This window comes from Pseudomonas sp. Irchel 3F3, from assembly GCF_900187545.1.
Classification (GTDB): Bacteria; Pseudomonadota; Gammaproteobacteria; order Pseudomonadales; family Pseudomonadaceae; genus Aquipseudomonas; species Aquipseudomonas fortuita.
The window spans coordinates 381,545-406,384 of sequence record NZ_FYDS01000002.1; the positions used below are offsets into that span (position 1 = coordinate 381,545).

Here is a 24,840-nt window from a genome sequence, read left to right on the forward strand (position 1 = left end):
GTAACTTCCTGATCTGGATTCTGGTGCAGCAGGCGACACTGAACTCAGCATCCCACGCCGAAAGTTGCTATCGTGCCGCCCTGATCCAACCCGAGGTGCCGATGTTCTACCTGCCTTTGCCCAGCGACCAGGCCGACCGCCTCGCCAGCGAGCCCAACACCGACTTCTTCACTACTGCCAGCGTCCTGGACGCTGCCGCTGTGCTGTTCGTGCAAAACCTGCCTCGCCAGCCGGCTACCGCCTCGGCCGATGCGCAAGAACGCCGCTTCGCCGAAATCGTGCGCATCGCCAACCAGGTCGAAAGCGCCGCACCGGGGCGCTTCCAAAGCCAGGTAGCGCAACATTTTGATCGCGAAGCCTTTGCGATGGGCCTGGGCATGCTGGGCGAAAATGGCATCGCGCTGCTGTCCGCCGAGGTGAAGTACACCGCAGATGAACTGCTGGATACCGAAGGCCAGTGGAATTTCCAGTTTGCCGACACCTACCGCCAGCGGGCCACACCGCTGCATCCGGTGTACCTGCCGTCCCTGGCCAGCGACCTGATGCTCAGCGACCAGCAGAACCGCCTGTTGCGCGAGTTTCTTGGTGGTATCGATGAGTCAGTGGCGGTGCAGGGCTTCGCTGGCACCGGCAAGACCTTCCTGATTCAACAGTTTGCCCGCCTGCTGGAACCACAGCGCACGTTGCTGCTGGCCTTGACCGAAGGCCAGTTGCGCGCCCTGCAGGCGCGGGTAAAGGACGCCGCCGCCTACACCGCGCTGACCTTCGGCCAGCTGGCAGACGAGCTCCTCAACAGCGACCTCACCAGCAACGGCTGGCGCCTGCGTGACCCTTATCGCACCAAACTGTCATGGCGCCCGCAGGACGCGCAGGTGGTGCGCTGGTTGGCCATCCCTGACATCGGTCCGCTCACCGCGCGCGATGTGGTTGCCTTGTGCGTCCGGGCCGTGCGCACCTTCTGCCACAGTGCCGACACCCAGCTTCAGCTGCACCACTTGCCCTGGGCCGGGCCTGGCACTTCACCGCTGGATCAGGAGGTGCTGTTGGAAAAAGCCCGCCTGTACTGGCAAGAGCTGATTCGCCCGTCCGCGCGGGACGTCCAGTTGCCGGTGCGCGACTACCACCGGGTCAAGCTGCTGTCGTTGACCGGTTATGTGATCGATAGCCGCTACACCCACGTGATCGTCGATGAGGCCCACGAGCTGTCGGCACCGATGCTTGCCGTGCTCGATCGCAGCCCGCAGTCGATCATTACCCTGGGCGACGAGTTGCAGAACCTCAACGGCCTCAGCCCGCACCATGGCAGCTTCATCCGTCAACGCTGCATCGACCATTCGTTACGTGCCGGGCCGGCGATGGACAATGTGCTCAACCCGCTGATCCAGGCGCACCCGGCGGCCATCCAGGGGGCCTTCAGTGGCAGCGCCGAGCATTACACCCGGGTCAGTTTCTTCGATCAGGTGACGGTGCCGGAGCAGCCTACGGCGCTGATCGTCGATGACGAATGGGGCCTGTTTGGCTGGTTTCAGCGCCTGACGCACCAGGGGGTGCCGTTCGTATTGCTGAAAAGCGCGCGCAAGGACTTCGAACTGTTCGTCGAGGACTGCATCGAGCTGTACCGCTACGACACTCGGCCGCGTCACCCGATGTTGTTCCGCTATGCCAGCTGGCAGGCCCTGGAGCAGGACAAGGGCGATGACAAGGCGTTCATTGCCGTGGCCAACATGCTGCGCAAAGGCTATACACCCGAGCACTTTGCCAAAGCCAAGAGCCGTTACCGCTGGGACAAGGCGCCCAAGTTGTTCCTGGCGCGGGTACGGGATGTGAAAAACATGGAGTTCGCCCGGGTAATGGTGTCGCCGGAGCTGATGGTGGCGCCGCAGGTGGCGGGCAACCGCAATGAGCGGGCGCGGATGCTGGCGGGGCTGTATACCGCCTGTTCGCGGGCGCGGCATGAACTGATCGTGCCGGGGGGGATGCTGGACTGGGTCAAGGACCAGGTCCGCGATTGAAGCCGTTCCCGCAGGAACACGCAATTTCCTGTAGGAGCGGCCTTGTGTGGCGAAAGGGCTGCAACGCAGCCCCAGCGTTGCCGATCAGTTACGGTCTAGCCACACTGTCTGGGCATTGGTGAACTCGCGCACACCGAAGTGCGACAGCTCACGCCCGAACCCGCTTTTCTTCACGCCGCCAAACGCCACACGGGGGTCGGAAGCGCAGTAGCCGTTGATGAACACGCCACCGGTATCCAGTGCCGCAGTCATGCGCTCGGCCAGTGCATAGTCGGCGGTATAGATGGTCGCGGCCAGGCCAAACTCGCTGTCGTTGGCCAACGCTACGGCATGGTCGGCATCACGTGCAGTGATGATGGCGGCTACCGGCCCGAACAGCTCTTGCTTGAATGCGGTCATTTGCGGGGTGACGTTGGCGAACACGGTCGGCGCGTAGAAGTTGGCTGCACCTTCGACCTTGTGACCGCCCAGCAGCAGGGTAGCGCCTTCGGCGAGGGTCGCCTGAACCTGGCCATCCAGCTCGTCGCGCAGGTCGTAACGGGCCATCGGGCCGATATAGGTACTGTCATCCAGTGGGTGGCCGACTTTCAGCTCGCGAGTAGCCTCAACGAACTTGCGGGTAAACGCCTCGGCGATGCTGTCTTCCACGATCAGGCGCTTGGCCGCAGCGCAAACCTGGCCGGTGTTCTGGTAACGGCCAATGACCGCAGCCTTGACGGCGGCATCCAGGTCGGCGTCGGCCAGCACGATGAACGGGTCGGAGCCACCGAGCTCCAGTACACACTTCTTCAGCGCGGCACCGGCCTGGGCACCAATCGCCATGCCGGCACGCACGCTGCCGGTCAGGGTCACGGCGGCGATACGCGCATCATTGATGGCGCGGGTGACGCCGTCCGGGGTCACGTTCAGCACTTCGAACACGCCCGCCGGCAGGCCGGCATCCTTGAACAGCTCGCCCAGCAGGTACGCGCTGCCCATCACGTTCGGCGCATGCTTGAGCACGTAGGTGTTACCTGCAAGGATCGCCGGCACGGCGCCGCGCAGCACCTGCCAGACAGGGAAGTTCCACGGCATCACAGCCAGGATCGGGCCGAGTGGGCGGTATTCGATTCGGGCTTTTTCAACCTGGGTCGGTTCCGGCGCAAGCATGGCCGGGCCGTGTTCGGCGTACCAGCGGCACAGGCCCACGCACTTGCTGACCTCGCCACGGGCCTGGGCAATCGGCTTGCCGATTTCGCGGCTGATCATCTGGGCAAAGGCTTCGGCCTTGGCTTCGAGGGTGCTGGCCAGCGCCAACAGGTACTCGCTGCGCTGACCCAGCGACACGTGGCGCCACTGGCGGTAACCAACCTTGGCACGTTGCAGCGCCGCTTCCAGTGCGGCGTCGGTGTCGAACGGGTAGGCGCCGATCTGCTCGCCGGTGTACGGATCGAGGGAGATGGCGTGGGTCAGGCTGCTGATCGCGCTCATGGCGGACACTCTCGTTGTTGTTAATCAGTGACGCCAGACTAGTGGGCTATGGCTTTAATGAAAACTGAATAATAATGAGCGAAACATTCACGTTTGGAGAAAGGCTGTGGACCTGGTGCAACTGGAGATCTTCAAGGCCGTGGCAGAACAGGGCAGCATCAGTGCCGCCGCGCAGCACATTCATCGGGTGCCGTCCAACCTGACCACGCGCATCAAGCAACTGGAAGAAGACTTGGGCGTGGAACTGTTCATTCGCGAGAAGAGCCGCCTGCGCCTCTCGCCTGCGGGCTGGAATTTTCTCGAATACACCCGGCGCATCCTCGACCTGGTGCACGAGGCGCGGCTGACCGTGGCCGGCGAAGACCCGCAGGGCACCTTCGCGCTTGGTTCGCTGGAAAGCACGGCAGCGGTGCGCATTCCGGCTTTGCTGGCGGCATACAACCAGCGCTACCCCAAGGTCGACCTGGACCTGTCCACCGGGCCTTCGGGGACCATGCTCGAAGGCGTGCTGTCTGGCCGCCTGGTGGCGGCTTTCGTCGACGGCCCGGTGCTGCACCCGACACTGGAAGGCATACCGGTGTTCGAGGAAGAGATGATGGTCATTGCACCGCTCAACCACGCGCCCGTCACCCGCGCCCAGGATGTGAACGGTGAAAGCATCTACGCCTTCCGCGCCAACTGTTCGTATCGCCATCACTTTGAAAACTGGTTCGTCAAGGACCAGGCAGTGCCAGGAAAGATCCACGAGATGGAGTCTTATCACGGCATGTTGGCCTGCGTGAGCGCTGGCGCCGGCCTGGCCATGATGCCGCGCAGCATGCTGGACAATATGCCCGGCTGCAGCACGGTCAGCGCCTGGCCGATGTCGGAGGATTTCCGCTACCTGAAAACCTGGCTGGTGTGGCGACGTGGCACCGTATCGCGCAGCCTGAGCATGTTCGTGAAGCTACTTGAAGAAGGTCGCTCAACTAATTGATAGATAAATAATAAATAACAAGAATTGATGATTGATTGCCACCTGTTGCTGTGACGGCTACGCATCAGCCAGAACACCCGTACCCCACGAGGATCAGATACTAGGTAAGCCATCCTCTGAAGGAGGGTCGTACCATGCGAAACCACCACTATGCGCTCGGCGCAGCGTTGCTGATTACCCTGGCCATGCCATGGACCTTGGCTGCCGCCGCCGACCTCAATGCACCCATCGACATGCAGGCCGTGCAGTTGCAACCGCAGGAACAGAACGGCGTGCGCTACGTGCAAGGCGGAATTGGCCAGGACGAAGCCAATGCGCTGCGCAAGACCACCGGTTATGACCTGCATGTAGAGCTTTCGACTGGGCCGCAAGGCAAGTTCCAGAGCGGTGCCACAGTCGACATCCAGAATGCACAGGGCCAGCCCGTACTCAGCGTCATGGATGCCGGGCCGTTGCTGTATGTGCAGTTGCCAGCCGGCAAATACAAGGTCACTGGCACCGCCCAGGGTGCGACGACGCAGCAATGGGTGACGGTGAACGGCAAGGCCCCCACCACCGTGAACCTGAACTGGCGCTGATGGGAGAAGGGGCGGGAGTACAGATGTGCTCCCGCCATAGCGCAGAGCCTGAATACATGAAGAAACACGCTGCTCGGCAAGGCACATCTTGACGAAGTCATTACGCCATTAGTGGCAATTCACTTTCAACTTTCTGATTATTTGGACAATAATCACAAAACTATTACTTCGTGTGACCGTCTGGATGTGCCGGTCACCTCATAAAGATCGAGGGGCAAAAGCCCCCGCTTGCCGTGTAGACCATCAGGAGAGTCGTTGATGAAAACCCGTCTTGCAGCTTCGCTGGCTGCTGCAGTGCTGGCCTTTGCAGGGGCCAACCTGGCCCAGGCCGCACAGGTGTCCGGTGCCGTGGGCGCCACTAGCCAAGGTGACATGACCTACCGTATCGGCCTGTCATTCGACTGGGACAAGAAATGGCTGGAAAGCAGTACCGGCTATGTGAGTGGTTACTGGGATGCCGCCTACACCTACTGGGAGGGTGGTGACGCCAGCGGTGCGCACTCGCTGTCCTTCAGCCCGGTGTTCACCTATGAATTCAGCGGTTTTACCTACACGCCGTACATCGAGGCCGGTATTGGCCTGGCGGCATTTTCCAAGACCGATGTGGGTGACCAGCGCATGGGGTCGGCGTTCAACTTCGAAGACCGCATCGGTTTCGGCCTGAAGCTGCCTGGGGAGCAGAAGGTCGGGATCCGCGCGATGCATTATTCCAATGCGGGGATCAAGCAGCCTAACGACGGGATTGAGTCCTACTCGCTGTTCTACAGCAAAGGTTTCTGAAGCAGGGGGCTGCAACGCAGCCCCAGCCATTCAGAATGTGTAGGAGACCCCAGCCTGCACCGTCCGAGGTGCTCCCGGGTAGGCGTAGGTGTTGAATGCACCTTCGTCATATTCCTTGTTGAACACGTTTTTCACGTCCAGGTTCAGGCGTACGTGCTCATTGAGCTGGTAGAAGCCCAGCAGGTCAACCACGGTGTACTGGCCCATATTGTAGGTGACCGCCTCGGTCTGACCATTACGGTCATCCACGTACTTCACGCCGATCCCCAGGCCCAGACCTTTGGCCAAGCCGTCCTGGAATTCATAGGTGTTGAGCAGGCTGAAGCTGTTACGTGGAATGTTTGCCAGGCGGGTGCCGGTGGGCAAGCGGTTGTCCTTGGTAACTTCGGCGTCGACATAGGCGTAGCCGCCGATCACCCGCCACTGCGGCGTGATGTTGCCCGCGATGTTGATGTCCAGGCCGCGGCTGCGCACCTGGCCGGCGGCCACGCTGTAGTTGGGGTCTGCCGGGTCGCGCGTCAGCACGTTTTCCTTGACGATGTGGTAAATCGCCGCGTCGACGCTCAGCTGGCGATCGAGCGCTTCCCATTTCACGCCCAGTTCGTAGGATTTGCCTTTCTCGGGGTCGAAACCGCGCCCCGTCGCACCTGCAGGCGCACCGCTGTTGGGTTTGAACGAACGTGCGGTGTTGGCATAGACCGCCACGGTGTCGGTCAGCTCATAGAGCAGGCCGAAACGTGGAGTGACGCCGTTCTCGCCCTTGTTGAAGTCACCCGCTGCGCTGAGTTTGTTGACGTAGTCGTGCTCAAAGCGCTCGAAACGCACACCTGCCAAGGCCTTGAGCCGCTCTGTAAGGGCTACCTGGTCCTGAACGAAGAGTGCCCAGGTCTTGAGGTTTTCCTTGTCGTGGGTGGTGGTACGGGTCAGGGCCGGACGTGCCTGGCCCAGCACCGGGTCGAAGATATCGATCGGGTAGGCGGTGGCGCCTGCAGCGGAGCGCTGGATAATCGAGTTGTAGTCGTAGTCTTCGTACTCGATACCGGTCAGCAGCGTGTGGGCGAAGCCGCCGGTGTCGAAGTGGCCGGTAAGGTTGAGCTGGTAATCGCGGTCGGTCCACTCCAGCTTACGGTAGTTGAAGTTGCGCCCAAGGGTGCGGCCGTCGGGCTGCAAGCCATTAGCCTCCACGGCATTGCCTTTGAGCGAGCCGTCCAGCCACTGCATGCCGCCGCCCAGGGTCCAGTTGTCGTTGAGCAGGTGCTCGAAGCGTAGCTGGGCCATGTTGTTGTCGTTGTGCAGCAGGTTGTCGCTGCCTTTTTCCCAGATGTTGGTGTCGCGCGAGGCTGTGCCGAGCTGGCCGGGCAGCCGTGTCAGGCCGCGGTCCAGCGGGTGGTTGTTACGCATGAAGTCGCCTTCGAAGATGAGCTTCGTGGCGTCATTGACCTGCCAGCTGATGACCGGTGCGACATCATACCGTTCGCTTTCTACATCATCGCGGAAGCTGTCGCCTCCTTCACCCAGCATGTTCAGGCGGTAAGCCAGCGAGCCGTCCTGGTTCAAAGGCCCGGTCGCATCCAGGGTTGCCCGGTGCATGCCCTGGTCATCGAACTGACTGCCCAGAGTGACCCTGGATTCCGGCAGTGGCTGTTTGCTGACCACGTTGAACGTGCCGCCGGGGTCGCCGCGGCCATACAGGCTGGTGGCCGGGCCACGGATCACTTCCAGCCGCTCGACGGTATTGGCGTCCGGGGCGTTGGGGTAGCCGCGGTTGATCGGGAAGCCATTGCGATAGAACTCGCCGGTAGTGAAGCCACGCACGGTAAAGGTAGTCAGGCCCTGGCCGCCGAAGTTGTTGGCGCGGCCGACACCGCCGGCGTAGTCCAGGCCGTCCTGCAGGCGCGTGGCGCCGGTGTCTTGCAGCACATCCTTGGGCACCACGCTGACCGATTGCGGCGTTTCGTGCAGCGCCGTGTCGGTGCGGGTGGCACTGGCTGAGCGGCTGGCTTTGTAGCCTTGGACCGGACCATCGGCGCGTTCGCTGTCGGCGGTGCCGGTGATGCTGAGGGCCTGGAGTTCGATCTGGGCGGGGGCGCCGAGCGTTTCAGGCTCGGCAAACGCCAGTGGGGAGACAGCATGGAGCACACAAAGCGAAACGAATGTGCGACGCATCGACGATACGATCCTGGAATAGGGCGCTGAAGGGAGGGTGGGCAAGCGCCGAGAAACTACTACGAATCATTATCAAATGCATTCTTTTTAAGTGGCACTGGTGTGCCAGATACCAACACGTGAAATCTGTGCCGGTCTCTTCGCGGGTCAAAGCGCGAAGAGACCGGTCAGGGCATATCAGCACTCAGCGAACGGCCTTGATCGCCAACACGTTGCACAGCGGGTGTTCCAGCACATGGGCCGTGGTTCCGCCCAGGTAGGTCTGCATGGCGTCATGCCGGTGGCTGCCCATCACGATCACATCCGCCCGGCTGTGGCTGACAAACTGGGCAATGGCCCTGATCGCTGCGCCTTCCAGGAAGTGCCGCCGTTCCAGCGGGATCTGGTGATGGTCGCCCAGGCGGTTGAACGCAGCCCGCTGCGCAGTCCGCACGCTGCCATCGAAGCCGGGCATGGTCACGGTGCCGGCACCGAAGTCGGCGATATGGGTTTTGGCTGCATCGCACACATGCAGCAGGTGCAGCTCGGCGTTGCACTGCAGGGCCAAGGCGCGTGCGCAGTGAATCACCTGCTCATCCAGGTGCTCGCCAGCACCGTGGCTGTTGAGGTCCACGGCCGCGGCAATTTGCCGGGGCAGGGGCAGGCGGATGTCGCTGACCAGGTGCACGGCAACCGGGCTGTCCTTGAGCAACTGCCAATCCAGTGGCGTGACCAGCAGGCGTTTGAGCACCGGTTCGTGCTGCACATCCTTGACCAGCAGGTCACAGCCTTGCCGTTCGACCCGCTCCAGCACACTGCCCAGGGGGTCGCGGGTCAACAACAGTTCGGTTGAAACGTCCAGGCCCGCATTGCCCAACTGATCGGCCTCATCTGCCAGCCACTGGCGGTTGTCACTGAGCAGCCGCTCACGCTCGCGGCCATCGCCCATCAAGCCAAAGGTGTCGACATCGTCGACGAATACGTTGATATCCAGCAGTGCACCGCTGGACTCCGCCAGCGCCGCTGCGCGTTGCAGCGCTGGCGTATGGCGCATCTGCGGGCCGAGCATGACAAACAAGCGCTTGAATTGGCTCATCTCACACCTCCACGTGTGGCAGCCCCCCCGGTTAGCTGGTTCTGTTGAGTCTAGACCCGTGTGCACCTGATAGAACCATGCCCGTTTTTCACCAGGCGCATGGCCGGGTGTGGCTGGCGCCGCGTGTCGGGTATGATGCGCGCCCCATCATTGTCACGAGGCCTGTCCCATGTCCCTGAGTGCTGAACAGATCGGCGAATATCGCGCCTTCGCCGAGCAGTTGGCCGATGCTGCCGCAGTGGCGATCAAGCCGTACTTCCGCGCCAGCCTGGATGTCGAGGACAAGGGCGGGCGCCTTTACGACCCTGTCACGGTGGCTGACAAGGCGGCCGAGGACGCCATGCGCGAGCGGATTCAGGCACGCTATCCTGACCACGGTATTCTGGGTGAAGAGGCAGGCGTGGCCATTGGCAGCAGCCCGTTGACCTGGGTGCTCGACCCGATCGACGGTACCCGTGCCTTCATCACCGGCCTGCCGTTGTGGGGCACGTTGATTGCCCTGAACGATGGCACGCGCCCGGTGGTAGGCGTGATGAATCAGCCATTCACTGGCGAACGTTTTGTCGGCACCCCGGAGGGTGCGTGGTGCAGCGGTACGCCACTGAAAACCCGTGCCTGTGCCGACCTGGCTTCAGCCACGCTGATGTGCACCACACCGGACATGTTCGATACCGCCGAGCGTAAAGCTGCGTTCGAGGCCGCTGCTGGCAAGGCGCGCTTGATGCGCTACGGCGGCGATTGCTATGCCTACTGCATGCTGGCATCGGGGTTTGTAGATGTGATTGTCGAGGCGAGCCTGCAGCCGTATGACGTACAGGCGCTGATGCCGATCATCGAAGGGGCGGGCGGGGTGATCACGGCCTGGGATGGCAGCAGCGCACAGAATGGCGGGTGCGTAGTGGCCTGTGGTGACCCGGCGCTGCATGCGCAGATGGTAGAGATGTTGCGCCACGCCATGTGAGCCACCTATCCCCGATCACTGCACTTTTTACGATTTCCGGGTTCTATGCTTGGCCAGGCTGCACTGACCCCCGGTGCGGCCGCCGAATATCGACCCGGTGCCGATGGTTGCAAGCTACCCGAATTTCCTCCCACGCCTGCTGCTGGCAGGCGCCCTCACATGCCTGTGCGCCTGCACCCAGGAGCAAGGCCGCGATATTGTCAGCCAGTTCGGCAACGGCAAGCCCAGTGAACTGTTCCAGACCAGCGTCGACCGCCTGGCCTCGCTGTCGATGCGCGACAACCTGCAAAGCCTGTACCTGCTGATGAACAAGCTGTACCTGCGCAACCCCAACCAGTGGAAGATGTCGGGCTACGTGGATGCCGCCACCGCTGAGCGGCAGATCCGTATGGCCATCGAACAACGCCAGCCACTGCCGCAACTGGGCAACCGCCGTGACCTGGCTGCGTTGAGCTACGCCCTGAGCCCGGAGTTTCGCGGAGATCGGGTGGGTGCTTTCATCTACGCCATCGGCAGCATGTTGATCACCGCGCACGGCGGGCGCACCGAGTTCTACATGACCGATACACTCGATCCGCTGTTCATCAACAACGCGGCGCGCAACATCGAAAAGGCCACCTGGATGCTTAGCCAACGGCAGGACGCCAATGGTGTGTTGCTGCTGTTTTCCAACGAGATTTCGGAAGAGGGCAGTAACCTGAGTTTTGCCGTGGAGTTCGGCAAGATCGTTGCGCGGCTGGACCTGTTAGCCGAGTTGCTGGATGAGCGCTATCGCCGGATTGGTTTGAATTACGCCCAAAGCCTGCTGCTGATGAACTTTTTGCCGGTGCAGTGAATCGCAGCCGTTGCGCAGGCCCTTGCAGGAGCGGCCTTGTGTCGCGAAAGGGGCGCGCAACGGCCCCAGGATTTCGGCTACCAAAGGCCATTGGACGGTTCAGAGCAGCGCCTGTATCGCCTGCCTGTAACGCTGCCCGGCCAGGCTCATGCTGTTGTTATGGGTGGCGCCCGGCACCAGCAGCAATGTTTTGGGCTGCCGGGCTGCGTCGAACAGCTGCTGGCTGAAGCGCGGGGGTACAAAACGGTCATCCGTGCCATGCACCAGCAGCACTGGCAGGCCGATGTTGCCGATCTTGTCCAGCGAGTCGAACTTCTGCGACATCAACCAGCGTACCGGCAGGGAGGTATCGGCCACCGCTGCCGCGACATCGCCCAAGGAGGTGAAGGTCGACTCAAGGATCAATCCGCGTGCCGGCGCCCCGACACCGTCTTTTTGCGCCTCACGTGCCAATTCACTGGCCAGTTCCACCGCTACCGCACCGCCCAGCGAGTGACCGAAGATCAGGCGCTTGCCAGCATCGGGCTGTAACTGGACAAAGCGCTCCCAGGCAACCCGGGCATCTTCGTACACCGTGGCCTCGGATGGCAGATCGCCCCGGCTTTGGCCAAAGCCACGATAATCCACGGCCAGCACCGAGTAGCCCATGGCATGCAGTTGCTCGATGCGGAACAATTGGCCGGTCAGGTTCCAGCGCACGCCGTGCAGGTACAGAACCGCCGGGGCATTGGCGCGTTTGGCCGGCCACCACCAGGCATGCAGGCTCTGGTTATCCCTGAAGCTGCGCGGGCGTAGGTCGAGTTCCTGCACGTCGCTGGGTAAACCGCGAAACCAGCTGGCCTGGCCAGGCTCTATGCGAAACACCAGTTCACGCTCCTTGTGCTGCAGCATGGCGCAGCCAGAGGGTAGGCCTATGACCAGCAAGGTGGCGCACAGCCAGGTGAGCCAGCGGCGGCGCAGGTGGGTAAGGAAGAGGGTAGGCATGTGCGATTTCTAGCAGAAGCACTGCGCCGGATGTTGAAAAAGTGACCGAATGGCAGGGTGGTTTGGTTGCAAGCTGTTTCTGGATGAAATGAAATATGACCGGCCTCGCGCGGGTTTACTCCCGAAGCGGCCGTGACAGGAACACTCTGTTCGGTAAACGAACGCCAGCTGCATCTGGCTTGTCCGCTATCCGCCCATCCAATCCCATCGCCGCATTGCCCAACCCCCGCCTTTTTGCTGTAGTGTGCCCATCCACCGGTTGTCGCCTGCCCCCGCAACCCGCAATCGGCCCGATAGAATGACCGTGACGACCGCAACCACCGCCCACAAGGCCGTAGGAAGCGGCGACCAGAAGAATAACGATACCGAGTGCCTTGCCTATGGAAAGCCGCCTGCTGAGCGAGCGCAGTAGCGTGTTTCACCACGCCGACCCTTATGCTGTGTCCGATTATGTGAACCAGCATGTAGGCCAGCATTGCATCGGTCTGTCCCGTACCACCCATCCCCAGGCCAGCCTCAGCCATCGCAAGTTCGCCGAACTCGACCTGTGCCGCATCAGCTACGGGGGCAGCGTTCGCGTGACTTCGCCAGCGCTGGAAACCATTTATCACCTGCAAGTGTTGCTCAACGGCAACTGCCTGTGGCGTGGGCACAAGCGCGAGCAGCATCTGGTGCCGGGCGAGCTGCTGCTGATCAACCCGGATGACCCGGTTGACCTGACCTACTCGGAAGACTGCGAGAAGTTCATCCTTAAAGTGCCAACCCGGCTGCTGGATTCAATCTGCGACGAACAGCGTTGGCAGCGGCCCGATGGCGGCGTGCGGTTCTTGCGCAACCATTATCGGCTGGATGAACTGGACGGCTTCGTCAACCTGCTGGCCATGGTTTGCCATGAAGCAGAAGTGAGCGATTCGCTGCCCAGGGTGCAGGGGCACTACAGCCAGATTGTCGCCAGCAAGTTGTTGACCCTGATGAGCACCAATATCCGCCGCGAATGCCTGAGCGCACCGCAGGCGGGCCTTGAGCGCATTCTTGATTACATCGAGCGCAACCTGAAACTGGAGCTGTCGGCTGAAGTGCTGGCAGAGCAGGCCTGCATGAGTGTGCGTTCGCTGTATGCGTTGTTCGACCAGCACCTGGGCACCACACCCAAGCATTACGTGCGCCAGCGCAAACTGGAACGGGTGCATGCGTGCCTGAGCGACCCGACTTGCGGTGTGCGCAGTGTGACCGAGCTTGCCCTGGATTACGGCTTCCTTCACCTAGGCCGGTTTTCCGAAGTGTATCGGCAGCAATTTGGCGAGCTGCCTTCGCAGACGTTCAAGTGCCGGGGTGAGGCGCGCTAGCAAGGCCACCTGATAGTTCTGCCAGTTGTTGGCATTTCATGCACAGCCCACCATTTGCCTTATTTCGGGTAAAGGGTGGGAACCATGTCGACATCGCAGATTTCATCTTGTGCACTCCAGTACACCGTTTATGGGCGTGATGGGGGCGAGCAAAGCGCATCCCTGCTGCGCTACAGCGGTCAGAGAAAAGAGTCGGCCACAGGGCACTACTTGCTGGGGAATGGATACCGTGCGTTCAATCCGGTTTTGATGAGATTCCATAGCCCTGACAGCATGAGCCCTATGGGTGCTGGAGGATTAAATTGTTACGCCTACTGCAGTGGGGATCCCGTGAACAATACTGACCCCAGCGGTCATTTGAAACTTCCAAGAGTAAAACTCTCAAGCATCCGCCCTAAGGCGGCGAGTATCAAAAGTGGGTATAGCATCAATCCTGATTTCAAAGGACTCCCGTCTGCCCCAGATGTAGTAAACCAGCGCGTTATAGACGCGGTTGATGCCTTGGGTTATGGTTATGGCAATCAAATAGAACCCATCATGAACTCAGCGCTATGGTCTGATGGGCAGAAATTGCTGGTGGAGGGCAGCGCCGTAACGCTGTCTGATCGTATCGGGAAAAACGCGATGCGGATTGATGAACTGCCAAGAGCCTGGAGCTTCGTGCGCAGATGGCTTGAAGCGCAGCAGCGCCAGAGGCTGGAAGCACTTATGGTTCTTGAACCGCTCCTTCGTAGTATGAAAGGCGCTAAGGACGTCCCTCGATTAGACAGTTGGCTCCATAGCCCCAAAGGGTGGGCTCAAAAAGTAAGAGATCCCGACAAAGCTGGATAGCACTCTGCACAATCCGGATAGTCCCCCGCCAGTCGTCTCCCTAACCTGACCAGGTCTTAACAATAACAATGGAGACCCTGGCCATGTCCCTGGGATTCGACTACCTCAATGCCATGCTCGAGGACGACCGTGAAAAGGGCATCTACCGCTGCAAGCGCGAGATGTTCACTGACCCACGCCTGTTCGACCTGGAAATGAAACACATCTTCGAGGGCAACTGGATTTATCTGGCCCACGAAAGCCAGATCCCCGAGAAGAACGACTTCCTCACCCTGACCATGGGGCGCCAGCCGATTTTCATCGCGCGCAACAAGGACGGTGAGCTCAATGCCTTCCTCAACGCCTGCAGCCACCGCGGCGCCATGCTGTGCCGGCACAAGCGCGGTAACCGCTCCAGCTACACCTGCCCGTTCCACGGCTGGACGTTCAACAACAGCGGCAAACTGCTGAAGGTGAAAGACCCGAGCAACGCCGGCTACCCCGACAGCTTCAACTGCGACGGCTCCCACGACCTGACCAAGGTGGCGCGCTTCGAGTCATACCGGGGCTTTTTGTTCGGCAGCCTGAATGCCGATGTGAAACCGCTGGTGGAGCACCTGGGCGAATCGGCCAAGATCATCGACATGATCGTTGACCAGTCGCCGGAAGGCCTGGAAGTGCTGCGCGGTGCCAGCTCGTACATCTACGAAGGCAACTGGAAACTCACTGCCGAGAACGGCGCCGACGGCTACCACGTCAGCTCCGTGCACTGGAACTACGCCGCTACCCAGAACCAGCGCAAGCAGCGCGAGGCGGGCGACGAGATCAAGACCATGAGCGCCGGTGCCTGGGCCAAGCAGGGCGGCGGCTTCTACTCCTTCGACCACGGCCACCTGCTGCTGTGGACCCGCTGGGCCAACCCGGAAGACCGCCCAGCCTATGAGCGCCGTGACCAACTGGCCGCTGACTTCGGCCAGGCGCGTGCCGACTGGATGATCGAGAACTCGCGCAACCTGTGCCTGTACCCGAACGTGTACCTGATGGACCAGTTCAGCTCGCAGATCCGCGTTGCCCGGCCGATTTCGGTGAACAAGACCGAAATCACCATCTACTGCATCGCGCCCAAAGGCGAGAGCGCCGATGCCCGCGCCAAGCGCATCCGCCAGTACGAAGACTTCTTCAACGTCAGCGGCATGGCCACCCCCGACGACCTGGAAGAGTTCCGCTCCTGCCAGACCGGCTACGGCGGTGGTACCGGCTGGAACGACATGTCCCGTGGTGCAGCCCACTGGGTGGACGGCGCCGATGAAGCGGCCAGGGAAATCGACCTCAAGCCGCTGTTGTCCGGCGTGCGCACCGAAGACGAAGGCCTGTTCGTGCTGCAGCACAAGTACTGGCAGGACACCATGATCCAGGCCCTGAAGGACGACCAGCAGCTGATCCCCGTGGAGGCCGTGCAATGAGCCTTTATGAGACTGTGCGCGACTTCCTCTACCGCGAAGCGCGCTACCTGGACGACGCCCAGTGGGACCAGTGGCTGGAGCTGTACGCCAGCGACGCCAGCTTCTGGATGCCGAGTTGGGACGATGACGACACCCTCACCGAAGACCCACAAAGCGAAATCTCGCTGATCTGGTACGGCAACCGTGGCGGCCTGGAAGACCGTGTGTTCCGCATCAAGACCGAGCGCTCCAGTGCGACCGTGCCCGACACCCGCACTTCGCACAACATCAGCAACATCGAGATCGTCGAGCAGGGCGAGGGCAGCTGCCAGGTGCGTTTCAACTGGCACACCCTGAGCTTCCGCTACAAGACCACGGACAGCTACTTCGGCACCAGTTTCTACACCCTCGACCTGCGCGGCGAACAGCCGTTGATCAAGGCCAAGAAGGTGGTGCTGAAGAACGATTACGTGCGCCAGGTCCTCGACATCTACCACATCTGATACAGGGTTTTGCGAGCACTGCCCGGTGCGTCATGCGACGCGCCGTGGGCTGGCTCGCCTGCGAGGTGCAACATGAGCTACCAGATCGCATTGAATTTCGAAGACGGCGTAACCCGTTTTATCGAGGCTACTGGCCATGAAACCGTGGCTGACGCTGCCTACCGCCAGGGCATCAACATCCCGCTGGATTGCCGCGACGGCGCCTGCGGTACCTGCAAGTGCAAGGCCGAATCCGGCCGCTACGACCTGGGCGACAACTTCATCGAAGATGCCCTGAGCGAAGACGAAATTGCCGAAGGCTACGTACTGACGTGCCAGATGCGCGCCGAAAGTGACTGCGTTATCCGCATCCCGGCCTCGTCGCAGCTGTGCAAGACCGAGCAGGCCAGCTTCGAGGCTGCCATCAGCGACGTGCGCCAGCTGTCGGCCAGCACGATTGCCCTGTCGATCAAGGGTGACGCGCTAAGCCGCCTGGCCTTCCTGCCGGGGCAGTACGTCAACCTCAAGGTGCCGGGCAGCGAGCAGAGCCGCGCCTATTCGTTCAGTTCATTGCAAAAGGGCGGCGAAGTCAGCTTCCTGATCCGCAATGTACCGGGCGGGTTGATGAGCAGCTTCCTGACCAGCCTGGCCAAAACCGGCGACAGCATGAGCCTGACCGGGCCGCTGGGCAGCTTCTACCTGCGCCCGATCCTGCGCCCGCTGTTGCTGTTGGCCGGCGGTACCGGCCTGGCACCGTTCACCGCCATGCTGGAGAAGATCGCCGAGCAGGGCAGTGAACACCTGCTGCACCTGATCTATGGCGTAACCAACGACTTTGACCTGGTCGAACTCGACCGCCTGCAAGCGCTGGCGGCACGCATCCCCAACTTCACCTACAGCGCCTGCGTGGCCAATCCGGACAGCCAGTACCCGCAAAAGGGCTACGTGACCCAGCACATCGAGCCCCGCCACCTCAACGACGGCGACGTGGATGTGTACCTGTGCGGGCCGCCGCCGATGGTCGAGGCGGTCAGCCAGTACGTGCGCGAGCAGGGCATTACCCCGGCCAACTTCTACTACGAGAAGTTCGCGGCGGCGGCCTGACAGATCGCCGGGGCCGCGCTGCGGCCCTCCCAATTGCCATTAACCGGGTCATGCAGGAAAAACATATGAACAACAGATTCCAAGGCAAGGTCGCCCTGGTCACCGGTGCCGCCCAAGGCATCGGCCGGGGCGTGTGCTGGCGGCTCAAGGCCGAAGGCGCGCAAGTGGTGGCGGTAGACCGTTCCGAACTGGTCCACGAGCTGGCTGGCGAGGGCGTGCTCACCCTCACTGCCGACCTGGAACAACACACCGACTGCGCCCGGGTCATGGCCAGCGCGGTGGAAACCTTTGGCCGCATCGACATCCTGGTCAACAACGTCGGCGGCACCATCTGGGCCAAGCCTTTCGAGCACTACGAGGTCGAGCAGATCGAGGCCGAAGTGCGCCGTTCGCTGTTCCCCACCTTGTGGTGCTGCCATGCCGCGCTGCCCTACATGCTTGAACGCGGCAGCGGCGCCATCGTCAACGTTTCGTCCATCGCTACCCGTGGTGTCAACCGTGTGCCCTATGGCGCGGCCAAAGGCGGCGTCAATGCACTGACCGCGTGCCTGGCCTTTGAAACTGCTGGCCGTGGCATTCGTGTCAACGCCACCGCACCCGGCGGCACCGAAGCACCGCCGCGGCGGGTACCGCGCAACAGTGCAGAGCAGAGCGAGCAGGAAAAACACTGGTACCAGCAGATCGTCGACCAGACCCTCGACAGCAGCCTGATGCACCGTTACGGCAGCATCGACGAGCAAGTGGGCGCGATCCTGTTTCTGGCGTCGGACGAAGCCTCGTACATCACCGGCGTGACCCTGCCGGTAGGGGGCGGCGACCTCGGCTAAGCAGCAACCTCAAGGCAACAGCTTTCCTCCACAACAAAAACAAGAGCGACAGATGCCATGCGAACCCTTGACGTACACCCGATCATCGACAACGCGCGTTTCACCCCGTTTCACTGGATGGTCATGGCCTGGTGCGGCCTGCTGCTGATTTTCGACGGCTATGACTTGTTCATCTACGGCGTGGTACTGCCGGTGATCATGAAAGAGTGGGGCCTGACCCCGTTGCAGGCTGGTGCGCTGGGCAGCTACGCGCTGTTCGGCATGATGTTCGGCGCCCTGGCTTTCGGCAGCCTGGCCGACCGCATCGGGCGCAAGAAGGGCATTGCCATCTGTTTCGCCTTGTTCTCGGGGGCAACCATCCTCAATGGCTTCGCCAGCAGCCCGAGCGAGTTTGGCATCTACCGCTTCATTGCCGGCTTGGGCTGTGGCGGCCTGATGCCCAACGCCGTGGCATTGATGAACGAGTACGCACCCAAACGGCTGCGCAGCACGCTGGTGGCAATCATGTTCAGTGGCTATTCGCTGGGCGGCATGCTTTCGGCGGGCGTGGGCATCTTCATGTTGCCGCGCTTCGGTTGGGAGTCGATGTTCTTCGCGGCTGCAGTACCCCTGTTGCTGTTGCCGGTGATCCTCTACTACCTGCCGGAATCCATCGGCTTCCTGGTGCGCCAAGGCCGCAACGATGAAGCGCGCAAGCTGCTCAAGCGGTTGGACCCAGGGTGCGATGTGCAGGCTGATGACGTGTTGGAGGCGGCTGACCGCAAAGGCAGTGGGGCCTCGGTACTGGCGCTGTTCCGCAACGGCCTGGCCGTGCGCACCCTGGCGTTGTGGCTGGCGTTCTTCTGCTGCCTGTTGATGGTTTACGCACTCAGCTCCTGGTTGCCGAAACTGATGGCCAACGCTGGCTACAGCCTGGGTTCCAGCCTGTCGTTCCTGCTGGCGTTGAACTTCGGCGGCATGGCCGGGGCAATTCTCGGCGGCTGGCTGGGCGACCGCTACAACCTGGTCAAGGTCAAGGTGGCGTTCTTCATTGCCGCCGCACTGTCGATCAGCCTGCTGGGTGTCAACAGCCCGATGCCGGTGTTGTACCTGCTGATCTTCATTGCCGGCGCCACCACCATTGGAACGCAGATCCTGCTGTATGCCGGTGCCGCGCAAATGTATGGGCTGTCGGTGCGTTCCACGGGGCTTGGCTGGGCCTCGGGTATCGGCCGCAATGGCGCCATCGTCGGCCCCTTGCTGGGCGGTGCACTGATGGGCATCAACCTGCCCCTGCAACTCAACTTCATCGCCTTCGCCATCCCTGGCGCCATTGCCGCGCTGGCCATGGCCGTGCACCTGGCCAGCGGCCGTCGGCAAGCCCAGGCCGTGGTGGCGCAGGCATGACCCGAAAATAACAAGATGAGGTAACCCAAAATGACCGTGAAAATTGCCCACACTGCCGAAGTGCAGCGGTTCTTCGAGGAGGCCGCGGGCATTGGCAATGATGAAGGCAGCCCACGCCTGAAACGTATCGTGCAACGCGTGCTGCAAGACACCGCACGGTTGATCGAAGACCTGGAAGTCAGCGAAGACGAGTTCTGGCATGCCGTCGACTACCTCAACCGCCTGGGCGGGCGCGGCGAGGCCGGGCTGCTGGTGGCGGGCCTGGGCATCGAGCACTTTCTCGACTTGTTGCAGGATGCCAAGGACGAACAGGCAGGGTTTACCGGCGGTACACCCCGCACCATTGAAGGTCCGCTGTATGTTGCAGGCGCGCCCATCGCTCACGGTGAAGTGCGCATGGACGACGGCAGTGAAGACGGCGTGGCCACGGTGATGTATCTGCAAGGCCAGGTATTCGACCCCCAAGGGCAACCGCTGGCGGGTGCCACCGTCGACCTGTGGCATGCCAATACCCGTGGCACCTATTCGTTCTTCGACCAGAGCCAGTCCGCCTACAACCTGCGCCGTCGCATTGTCACCGACGCAGAAGGGCGTTACCGCGCTCGCTCCATCGTGCCGTCGGGGTACGGATGCGACCCGCAGGGGCCAACCCAGGAATGCCTGGACCTGCTGGGCCGCCATGGCCAGCGCCCGGCGCACGTGCATTTCTTTATCTCGGCAGCTGGGCATCGCCACCTGACCACGCAGATCAACCTCTCCGGGGACAAATACCTGTGGGATGACTTTGCCTATGCCACGCGGGATGGGCTGGTGGGGGAGGTGGTGTTCGTCGATGGCCCGGCGGGGCGGCATGCGCAGCTGAAGTTCGACTTCCAGTTGCAGCAGGCCCAGGGCAGTGCGAATGAGCAGCGCAGCAGCCGGCCGCGGGCTTTGCAAGAGGCCTGATACACCGAGTTGGCTTCTTCGCGGGCTTGCCCGCTCCCACAGGGGGCGCGGGAACCCGGGGCAGTGCACTGGACCTGTGGGAGCGGGCAAGCCCGCGAAGAAGCCAACACCAGAACAAGAGCCAGCCACAAAGGCCGGCCGACGCCTTGCGAGATGCTTCATGAAAACCCTGATCAAGGACAGTTCGCTGTCCGCCATCGTCGCGGGCTGCATCGCCACGATGATCTCTTACGCCGGCCCGCTGGTGATCATTTTCCACGCCGCCGAAGCTGCCGGGCTGTCCCACAAGCAGTTGTCATCCTGGGTCTGGGCCGTGTCCATGGGCAGTGCTGTGCTCGGTGCGCTGCTCAGCCTGCGCTACCGCGTGCCGGTAGTGATCGCCTGGTCGATCCCGGGCTCAGCGCTGCTGGTCACCGCGTTGCCGCAACTCGGCCTGAAACAGGCCGTAGGTGCCTACCTGGTGGCCAACCTGGTGCTGCTGCTGATCGGCCTCAGCGGTACCTTCGATCGCATCATCGCGCGCCTGCCGGGGTCAATCGCGGCGGGTATGCAGGCCGGCATCCTGTTCAGTTTCGGTATCGAAGTGTTCCGCGCCTTGCCCGTGCAGCCGTTGCTGGTAATGGCGATGTTCGTCACTTATGTGCTGATGCGCCGGCTACAGCCCCGTTATGCGGTGGCTGCGGTGCTGTGCGTGGGCACCCTGGTGACGGTGGCCAGCGGTGCGTTTCGCAGCGAGGCGCTGGTGCTGGAGTTGGCTTCACCGCAGTGGATCACACCGCAGTTCAGCCTTCCGGCGGTGTTCAGCCTGGCGTTGCCGATGGTGCTGGTGGCGCTGACCGGGCAGTTCATGCCGGGCATGGCGGTGCTGCGCAATGCGGGTTACCCCACACCGGCCAGCCCGTTGATCAGTGCCAGTGCCCTGGCCGGTATCGTGCTGGCGCCATTCGGCTGCCACGGGCTGAACCTGGCGGCGGTTACCGCCAGCCTGTGCACAGGCCATGAAGCCCATGAAAACCCACGGCGGCGCTATGTGGCGGCTGTTGCTGGCAGCACCCTGTACCTGCTGCTGGGCATCGCCGGCGCCACGTTGATGTCGCTGTTCACAGCCTTTCCCTCGGCGCTGATCGCTGCGCTGGCCGGGCTGGCCCTGTATGGCGCCATCAGCGAAGCCCTGGCCCGCAGCCTGGCAGAGCCGGCCGAGCGGGATGCGGGATTGTTCACTTTCCTGGTCACGGCTTCGGGGGTGGCATTCCTTGGCCTGTCGGCGGCGTTCTGGGGGCTGCTGTTTGGCCTGCTGGCCCACGCGCTGCTCAGGCTGCGCCAGCCACGTGCACGGGAGGTGCTGGGCCGCACCCCATGAGCTGCCGTGTTCCCAACGCTTTATCCATAAAAACAAGATCAAGAGAGCTTCGGAATGAAACACACCCCTTGCGTTGCCTTGGGCCTGACTTTGCTCAGCCAACCATTGCTGGCCGCCGACGGCGGTTTCTTCGAAGATTCGAAGGCTACCCTGAGTGCCCGCAACTACTACTTCAGCCGCGATTTCTCCGATATTGTCGGGGCCAACAAGCAGTCCAAGGCCGAGGAGTGGGCCCAGGGCTTCATCCTCGACTTCAAAAGTGGCTACACACCGGGTACGGTCGGCTTTGGCGTCGATGCACTGGGCCTGCTGGGCATCAAGCTGGACAGCAGCCCGGACCGCGCCAATACCGGCCTGCTGCCGGTGCATGGCGACGGCCGTGCTGCCGACGAGTACAGCCGCCTGGCGCCCACCTTCAAGGCCCGCCTGTCGAAGACCGAACTGCGCGTGGGCGAACTGCAACCCAACCTTCCGGTACTGACCTTCAGCGACATCCGCCTGCTGCCGCCGACCTATCAGGGCGCCAGCTTGAGTTCGTCGGACATCGACGGGCTGACCGTGCAGGCCGGGCACCTGAAAAGCACCCACCTGCGCAACGAAGGTGGCGACGGCAAGATGAACGCGATGCTTGGCCATGTGCCGATGCGTCAGGCCCAGAGCGATGCCTTCAACTATGTGGGCGGGGATTATGCGTTCAATGCCAACCAGAGCAGCGTCAGCCTGTGGTACGGGCAATTGGAGGACATCTACGAACAGGGTTTTGTCGGCCTCAAGCACAGCAAGCCTGTGGGCGACTGGGTGCTCAGTGCCAATCTGGGCTACTTCACCGCGCGTGAGGATGGCGATGCCTTGCTGGGCAACATCGACAACCAGGCGTTCTTCTCGATGTTCACCGCCCGACATGGTGGGCACAGTTTCCATGCAGGCTACCAGGGCATCTATGGCGACAGCGCGTTCCCACGGGTGTTCGCCAACATTTCGCCGCTGGGTAACGAGGTGCCGACCTATGAATTCGCTTACACCGACGAGCGTTCGTACCAGGTGCGTTACGACTACAACTTCGCCGCCATGGGGGTGCCGGGGCTGACAGCGACCGTACGCTACATCACCGGTAACAATGTTGATACCGGGCTGGGCTATGAAGGCCGTGATCGTGAGCGCGATCTGGATATCGGTTATGCAGTGCAGAGCGGGATGCTGAAGGGGCTGGGGATTCGGGTGCGCAATGCCATGGCACGCTCCAACTACCGCAGTGATATCGATGAAAATCGTTTGACGCTGGTGTACACCTGGCAGCTGTTCTGACAGGCGTACACAAAATGTCGAGCATTTCGCAGATCGCTATAGGAGCGGCCTTGTGTCGCGATGGGCTGCACAGCAGCCCCATAACCCTTATGGTTCGAGACAGCCGCGGCTGCTGCGCAGCCCATCGCGACACAGGGCCGCTCCTACACGGGAATTGCGTATCGGCATAGGTTGAGGGTAGCTTTCAGAAACCACTTTTCAGGGATGCTACCCTTGGACTCCATCACCCAAGCTGTACTCGGCGCGGCGCTGCAAGGTACCCTCCTGGGGCGCATCCAGGGCCGTCGCTCGCTGCTGTATGGCGCAGCACTGGGTACGCTGCCGGACCTGGATGTGATCATCCGCTACGCCGATCCGGTGTCGCAGATGACTTACCATCGCGGCTTCTCGCACTCGTTGTTCGTGCTCACCGGGCTGGCCCTGCTGCTGGCCTGGTTAGTCAACAAATGCTGGCCCGGCAAGGGGTACACGTTACCCAGGCTGTTCCTCGCCTTCTGGCTGGTACTTGTCACCCACCCGTTGCTGGATGCCTTCACGGTATATGGCACGCAACTGTTCTGGCCACTGCAGCCTATCCCCCAAAGCTGGGCCGCTGTGTTCATCATCGATCCAGTCTATACCTTGCCGCTGCTGGCGGCGGTCATCTACGCAAGCTTCAAGGGCGTTACCGGCAGGGCTACACGCTTGCTGACCCTGTCACTGGTGTTCAGTACCGCCTACCTGGGCTTCGGCCTTGCCGGGCGCATGGCAGCCGAGCAACGCTTCCAGGCGGCACTGGACCAGCAAGGTATCGTCGTGAGCGAGGTACGCGCCGTGCCCATCGCATTCAACAGCCTGGTCTGGCGCGTAATGGCCAAGACCCAGGATGGCGATTACTACGAAGGCATCAGCAGCAGCTTCGACCGGCAAGCGCCAGAAATGCAGCGCTTGCCGCGCAACCTGGAACTGGCAAAAGCGCTGGCAGGCGACCCTTTGCATCAACGCTTGCGCTGGTTCACCGGCGACTGGCTGCGGTACGACCAGATAGGCAATGCGTTGGTGGTCACCGACCTGCGCATGGGCATCCCGGGCAACTACACCTTCCGTTTCAACATGGCCCACCGCGACAACCAGGGCAACTGGATTGCCGATGTGCCTTCGGTGTGGGAGGGTGCCGGGCCTGGGGCAATGTTCAACAGCCACGACCTGGCGCTGATCTGGCGTCGTATCGTCGACCAGCAGCCGCCTTTGCCGCTGGAGGCCTGGACCGACCGGTACCTGGGGGCAGGTGCGGTCGAACGCGGGCGCTGAGGCATGCGTTCGGCCGGGCTGGACCTGGTCAAATGGACAGCGATGCTGACCATGGTCACCGACCACCTGCGCTTCATATGGCCTGAGGCCGATGGCTTGTTCGTGATTGGCCGGCTGGCGTTTCCGCTGTTTTGCCTGGCCATTGCGGTGAATGTGGGGCGTGCCAGGGCAAAGGTGCTCCATACCCGCGCCAACCTACGCTACCTGTCGCTGATGCTGCTGTTCGCGGTGCTCTCGGAGCCCGCCTATCGCTGGCTGGACAGTGGTTCACAGACGTTCAGTGTAATGCCGACACTGGTACTGGGGTTGCTGGTTGCCTGGGGTGTGCAGTACCCACTGTGGCCGGCGCGCGTACTTGGCCTTGCGGGCCTGCTGGCGGGGTGGTTGTTCAGCGAGCAATTGATGTACGGGCTGCCGGGGGTGTTACTACCTGGCGCCTGGCTGATGGCACGCAGGCAGGGTGGGGTAGCCTGGTTGCTGCCTTGCCTGATGGCCATTGGCGGCAACCTGACCAACACCTGGTTGCGCGAGCATCTTCTGGCGCCCATTACCCTGCTGACGCTGGTTGCCGCTGCGCTGGCAGTTCCTGTCGGGTGGCTGTTGTTGCGTCATGATGCCTGGCGGATACCTGCCGTAGGGCGTTGGGGCTACCTGTTCTATCCCGTGCACCTGCTGGTGATCAAAAGCTTGTCTTGAGGCTTAGCGT

Annotated in this window: 22 protein-coding genes; 18 read left to right on the forward strand and 4 right to left on the reverse strand. The window is 61.9% G+C overall.

From position 1 onward, the window contains the following. Positions 1-101 precede the first annotated feature (101 nt). Positions 102-2,012, forward strand: a complete 1,911-nt coding sequence (locus tag CKW35_RS05170) for an AAA family ATPase (protein WP_095115425.1) — start codon at positions 102-104, stop codon at positions 2,010-2,012. An 84-nt stretch (positions 2,013-2,096) separates the two neighbouring features. Here CKW35_RS05170 and CKW35_RS05175 read toward each other — a convergent pair whose 3' ends face one another. Continuing rightward, positions 2,097-3,482 (reverse strand): aldehyde dehydrogenase family protein, encoded by a 1,386-nt coding sequence (locus CKW35_RS05175; RefSeq protein ID WP_095115348.1) that lies wholly within the window; start codon positions 3,480-3,482, stop codon positions 2,097-2,099. A 106-nt stretch (positions 3,483-3,588) separates the two neighbouring features. On the opposite strand from CKW35_RS05175, the gene CKW35_RS05180 reads away from it, so the two are divergent. From CKW35_RS05180 to CKW35_RS05190, 3 genes are all read left to right on the forward strand, one after another. Then, positions 3,589-4,458 carry a LysR family transcriptional regulator gene (locus tag CKW35_RS05180; RefSeq protein ID WP_016487238.1) on the forward strand — a complete coding sequence of 290 codons (870 nt, stop codon included), beginning with the start codon at positions 3,589-3,591 and terminating at the stop codon, positions 4,456-4,458. Between the two features lie 134 nt (positions 4,459-4,592). Next, positions 4,593-5,036 (forward strand): hypothetical protein, encoded by a 444-nt coding sequence (locus tag CKW35_RS05185; RefSeq protein ID WP_016487237.1) that lies wholly within the window; start codon positions 4,593-4,595, stop codon positions 5,034-5,036. A gap of 258 nt (positions 5,037-5,294) precedes the next feature. Continuing rightward, positions 5,295-5,816, forward strand: a complete 522-nt coding sequence (locus tag CKW35_RS05190) for an acyloxyacyl hydrolase (protein WP_016487236.1) — start codon at positions 5,295-5,297, stop codon at positions 5,814-5,816. 30 nt (positions 5,817-5,846) lie between these two features. Here the strand turns inward: CKW35_RS05190 and CKW35_RS05195 are convergent, their stop codons facing one another. Together CKW35_RS05195 and CKW35_RS05200 are read right to left on the reverse strand one after the other, a co-directional pair. Then, positions 5,847-7,982 carry a TonB-dependent siderophore receptor gene (locus CKW35_RS05195; protein WP_016487235.1) on the reverse strand — a complete coding sequence of 712 codons (2,136 nt, stop codon included), beginning with the start codon at positions 7,980-7,982 and terminating at the stop codon, positions 5,847-5,849. A gap of 184 nt (positions 7,983-8,166) precedes the next feature. Then, positions 8,167-9,057, reverse strand: a complete 891-nt coding sequence (locus CKW35_RS05200) for a universal stress protein (RefSeq protein ID WP_095115349.1) — start codon at positions 9,055-9,057, stop codon at positions 8,167-8,169. Between the two features lie 169 nt (positions 9,058-9,226). On the opposite strand from CKW35_RS05200, the gene hisN reads away from it, so the two are divergent. After that, entirely contained in the window at positions 9,227-10,018 is a 792-nt protein-coding gene (gene hisN, locus CKW35_RS05205; protein WP_060517852.1) for a histidinol-phosphatase, read from the forward strand. A 103-nt stretch (positions 10,019-10,121) separates the two neighbouring features. Continuing rightward, complete coding sequence (locus CKW35_RS05210) at positions 10,122-10,853, forward strand: hypothetical protein (RefSeq protein WP_024717498.1); 732 nt, start codon at positions 10,122-10,124, stop codon at positions 10,851-10,853. 99 nt (positions 10,854-10,952) lie between these two features. On the opposite strand, the gene CKW35_RS05215 is transcribed toward CKW35_RS05210, so the two are convergent. After that, complete coding sequence (locus CKW35_RS05215) at positions 10,953-11,837, reverse strand: alpha/beta hydrolase (RefSeq protein ID WP_016487231.1); 885 nt, start codon at positions 11,835-11,837, stop codon at positions 10,953-10,955. Positions 11,838-12,217: 380 nt separating this feature from the next. On the opposite strand from CKW35_RS05215, the gene benR reads away from it, so the two are divergent. From benR to CKW35_RS05275, 12 genes are all read left to right on the forward strand, one after another. After that, positions 12,218-13,183, forward strand: a complete 966-nt coding sequence (gene benR, locus CKW35_RS05220; protein ID WP_023048142.1) for a benABC operon transcriptional activator BenR — start codon at positions 12,218-12,220, stop codon at positions 13,181-13,183. Positions 13,184-13,267: 84 nt separating this feature from the next. Beyond that, positions 13,268-14,014, forward strand: a complete 747-nt coding sequence (locus tag CKW35_RS28825) for an RHS repeat-associated core domain-containing protein (protein ID WP_095115350.1) — start codon at positions 13,268-13,270, stop codon at positions 14,012-14,014. 83 nt (positions 14,015-14,097) lie between these two features. Next, complete coding sequence (gene benA / locus CKW35_RS05230) at positions 14,098-15,456, forward strand: benzoate 1,2-dioxygenase large subunit (protein ID WP_016487229.1); 1,359 nt, start codon at positions 14,098-14,100, stop codon at positions 15,454-15,456. After that, on the forward strand, positions 15,453-15,938 hold the full coding sequence (gene benB, locus CKW35_RS05235) for a benzoate 1,2-dioxygenase small subunit (protein ID WP_016487228.1): 486 nt from the start codon (positions 15,453-15,455) through the stop codon (positions 15,936-15,938). Before benA ends, benB begins: the two co-directional genes overlap by 4 nt. A 72-nt stretch (positions 15,939-16,010) precedes the next feature. Next, the gene (gene benC / locus CKW35_RS05240) at positions 16,011-17,021 is read left to right on the forward strand and encodes a benzoate 1,2-dioxygenase electron transfer component BenC (RefSeq protein ID WP_095115351.1); all 1,011 of its coding nucleotides are present in this window, start codon (positions 16,011-16,013) and stop codon (positions 17,019-17,021) included. 65 nt (positions 17,022-17,086) lie between these two features. Beyond that, positions 17,087-17,848, forward strand: a complete 762-nt coding sequence (locus CKW35_RS05245) for a 1,6-dihydroxycyclohexa-2,4-diene-1-carboxylate dehydrogenase (protein WP_016487226.1) — start codon at positions 17,087-17,089, stop codon at positions 17,846-17,848. Positions 17,849-17,905: 57 nt separating this feature from the next. Next, on the forward strand, positions 17,906-19,234 hold the full coding sequence (locus tag CKW35_RS05250) for an aromatic acid/H+ symport family MFS transporter (RefSeq protein WP_016487225.1): 1,329 nt from the start codon (positions 17,906-17,908) through the stop codon (positions 19,232-19,234). 30 nt (positions 19,235-19,264) lie between these two features. Beyond that, on the forward strand, positions 19,265-20,179 hold the full coding sequence (catA, locus tag CKW35_RS05255) for a catechol 1,2-dioxygenase (protein WP_023048139.1): 915 nt from the start codon (positions 19,265-19,267) through the stop codon (positions 20,177-20,179). Between the two features lie 160 nt (positions 20,180-20,339). Further along, positions 20,340-21,539 (forward strand): benzoate/H(+) symporter BenE family transporter, encoded by a 1,200-nt coding sequence (locus CKW35_RS05260; RefSeq protein ID WP_095115353.1) that lies wholly within the window; start codon positions 20,340-20,342, stop codon positions 21,537-21,539. Positions 21,540-21,593: 54 nt separating this feature from the next. Beyond that, complete coding sequence (locus CKW35_RS05265; RefSeq protein ID WP_095115354.1) at positions 21,594-22,844, forward strand: OprD family porin; 1,251 nt, start codon at positions 21,594-21,596, stop codon at positions 22,842-22,844. Positions 22,845-23,057: 213 nt separating this feature from the next. Beyond that, positions 23,058-24,134: a metal-dependent hydrolase gene (locus CKW35_RS05270; RefSeq protein WP_095115356.1), complete on the forward strand. Its 1,077-nt coding sequence runs from the start codon at positions 23,058-23,060 to the stop codon at positions 24,132-24,134. Between the two features lie 3 nt (positions 24,135-24,137). Continuing rightward, positions 24,138-24,830 carry a TraX family protein gene (locus CKW35_RS05275; protein WP_060517839.1) on the forward strand — a complete coding sequence of 231 codons (693 nt, stop codon included), beginning with the start codon at positions 24,138-24,140 and terminating at the stop codon, positions 24,828-24,830. The last annotated feature ends 10 nt before the right edge of the window (positions 24,831-24,840 follow it).

Coding starts and splice junctions, on each gene's coding strand:
- CKW35_RS05170 (WP_095115425.1), top strand. CDS start 102: ATGTTCTACCTGCCTTTGCCCAGCGACCAGGCCGACCGCCTCGCCAGC.
- benC (WP_095115351.1), top strand. CDS start 16,011: ATGAGCTACCAGATCGCATTGAATTTCGAAGACGGCGTAACCCGTTTT.
- benR (WP_023048142.1), top strand. CDS start 12,218: ATGGAAAGCCGCCTGCTGAGCGAGCGCAGTAGCGTGTTTCACCACGCC.
- benA (WP_016487229.1), top strand. CDS start 14,098: ATGTCCCTGGGATTCGACTACCTCAATGCCATGCTCGAGGACGACCGT.
- benB (WP_016487228.1), top strand. CDS start 15,453: ATGAGCCTTTATGAGACTGTGCGCGACTTCCTCTACCGCGAAGCGCGC.
- CKW35_RS05210 (WP_024717498.1), top strand. CDS start 10,122: ATGGTTGCAAGCTACCCGAATTTCCTCCCACGCCTGCTGCTGGCAGGC.
- CKW35_RS05200 (WP_095115349.1), bottom strand. CDS start 9,057: ATGAGCCAATTCAAGCGCTTGTTTGTCATGCTCGGCCCGCAGATGCGC.
- CKW35_RS05260 (WP_095115353.1), top strand. CDS start 20,340: ATGAAAACCCTGATCAAGGACAGTTCGCTGTCCGCCATCGTCGCGGGC.
- CKW35_RS05185 (WP_016487237.1), top strand. CDS start 4,593: ATGCGAAACCACCACTATGCGCTCGGCGCAGCGTTGCTGATTACCCTG.
- CKW35_RS05195 (WP_016487235.1), bottom strand. CDS start 7,982: ATGCGTCGCACATTCGTTTCGCTTTGTGTGCTCCATGCTGTCTCCCCA.
- CKW35_RS05245 (WP_016487226.1), top strand. CDS start 17,087: ATGAACAACAGATTCCAAGGCAAGGTCGCCCTGGTCACCGGTGCCGCC.
- CKW35_RS05265 (WP_095115354.1), top strand. CDS start 21,594: ATGAAACACACCCCTTGCGTTGCCTTGGGCCTGACTTTGCTCAGCCAA.
- CKW35_RS05275 (WP_060517839.1), top strand. CDS start 24,138: ATGCGTTCGGCCGGGCTGGACCTGGTCAAATGGACAGCGATGCTGACC.
- hisN (WP_060517852.1), top strand. CDS start 9,227: ATGTCCCTGAGTGCTGAACAGATCGGCGAATATCGCGCCTTCGCCGAG.
- catA (WP_023048139.1), top strand. CDS start 19,265: ATGACCGTGAAAATTGCCCACACTGCCGAAGTGCAGCGGTTCTTCGAG.
- CKW35_RS05215 (WP_016487231.1), bottom strand. CDS start 11,837: ATGCCTACCCTCTTCCTTACCCACCTGCGCCGCCGCTGGCTCACCTGG.
- CKW35_RS05250 (WP_016487225.1), top strand. CDS start 17,906: ATGCGAACCCTTGACGTACACCCGATCATCGACAACGCGCGTTTCACC.
- CKW35_RS28825 (WP_095115350.1), top strand. CDS start 13,268: ATGTCGACATCGCAGATTTCATCTTGTGCACTCCAGTACACCGTTTAT.
- CKW35_RS05175 (WP_095115348.1), bottom strand. CDS start 3,482: ATGAGCGCGATCAGCAGCCTGACCCACGCCATCTCCCTCGATCCGTAC.
- CKW35_RS05190 (WP_016487236.1), top strand. CDS start 5,295: ATGAAAACCCGTCTTGCAGCTTCGCTGGCTGCTGCAGTGCTGGCCTTT.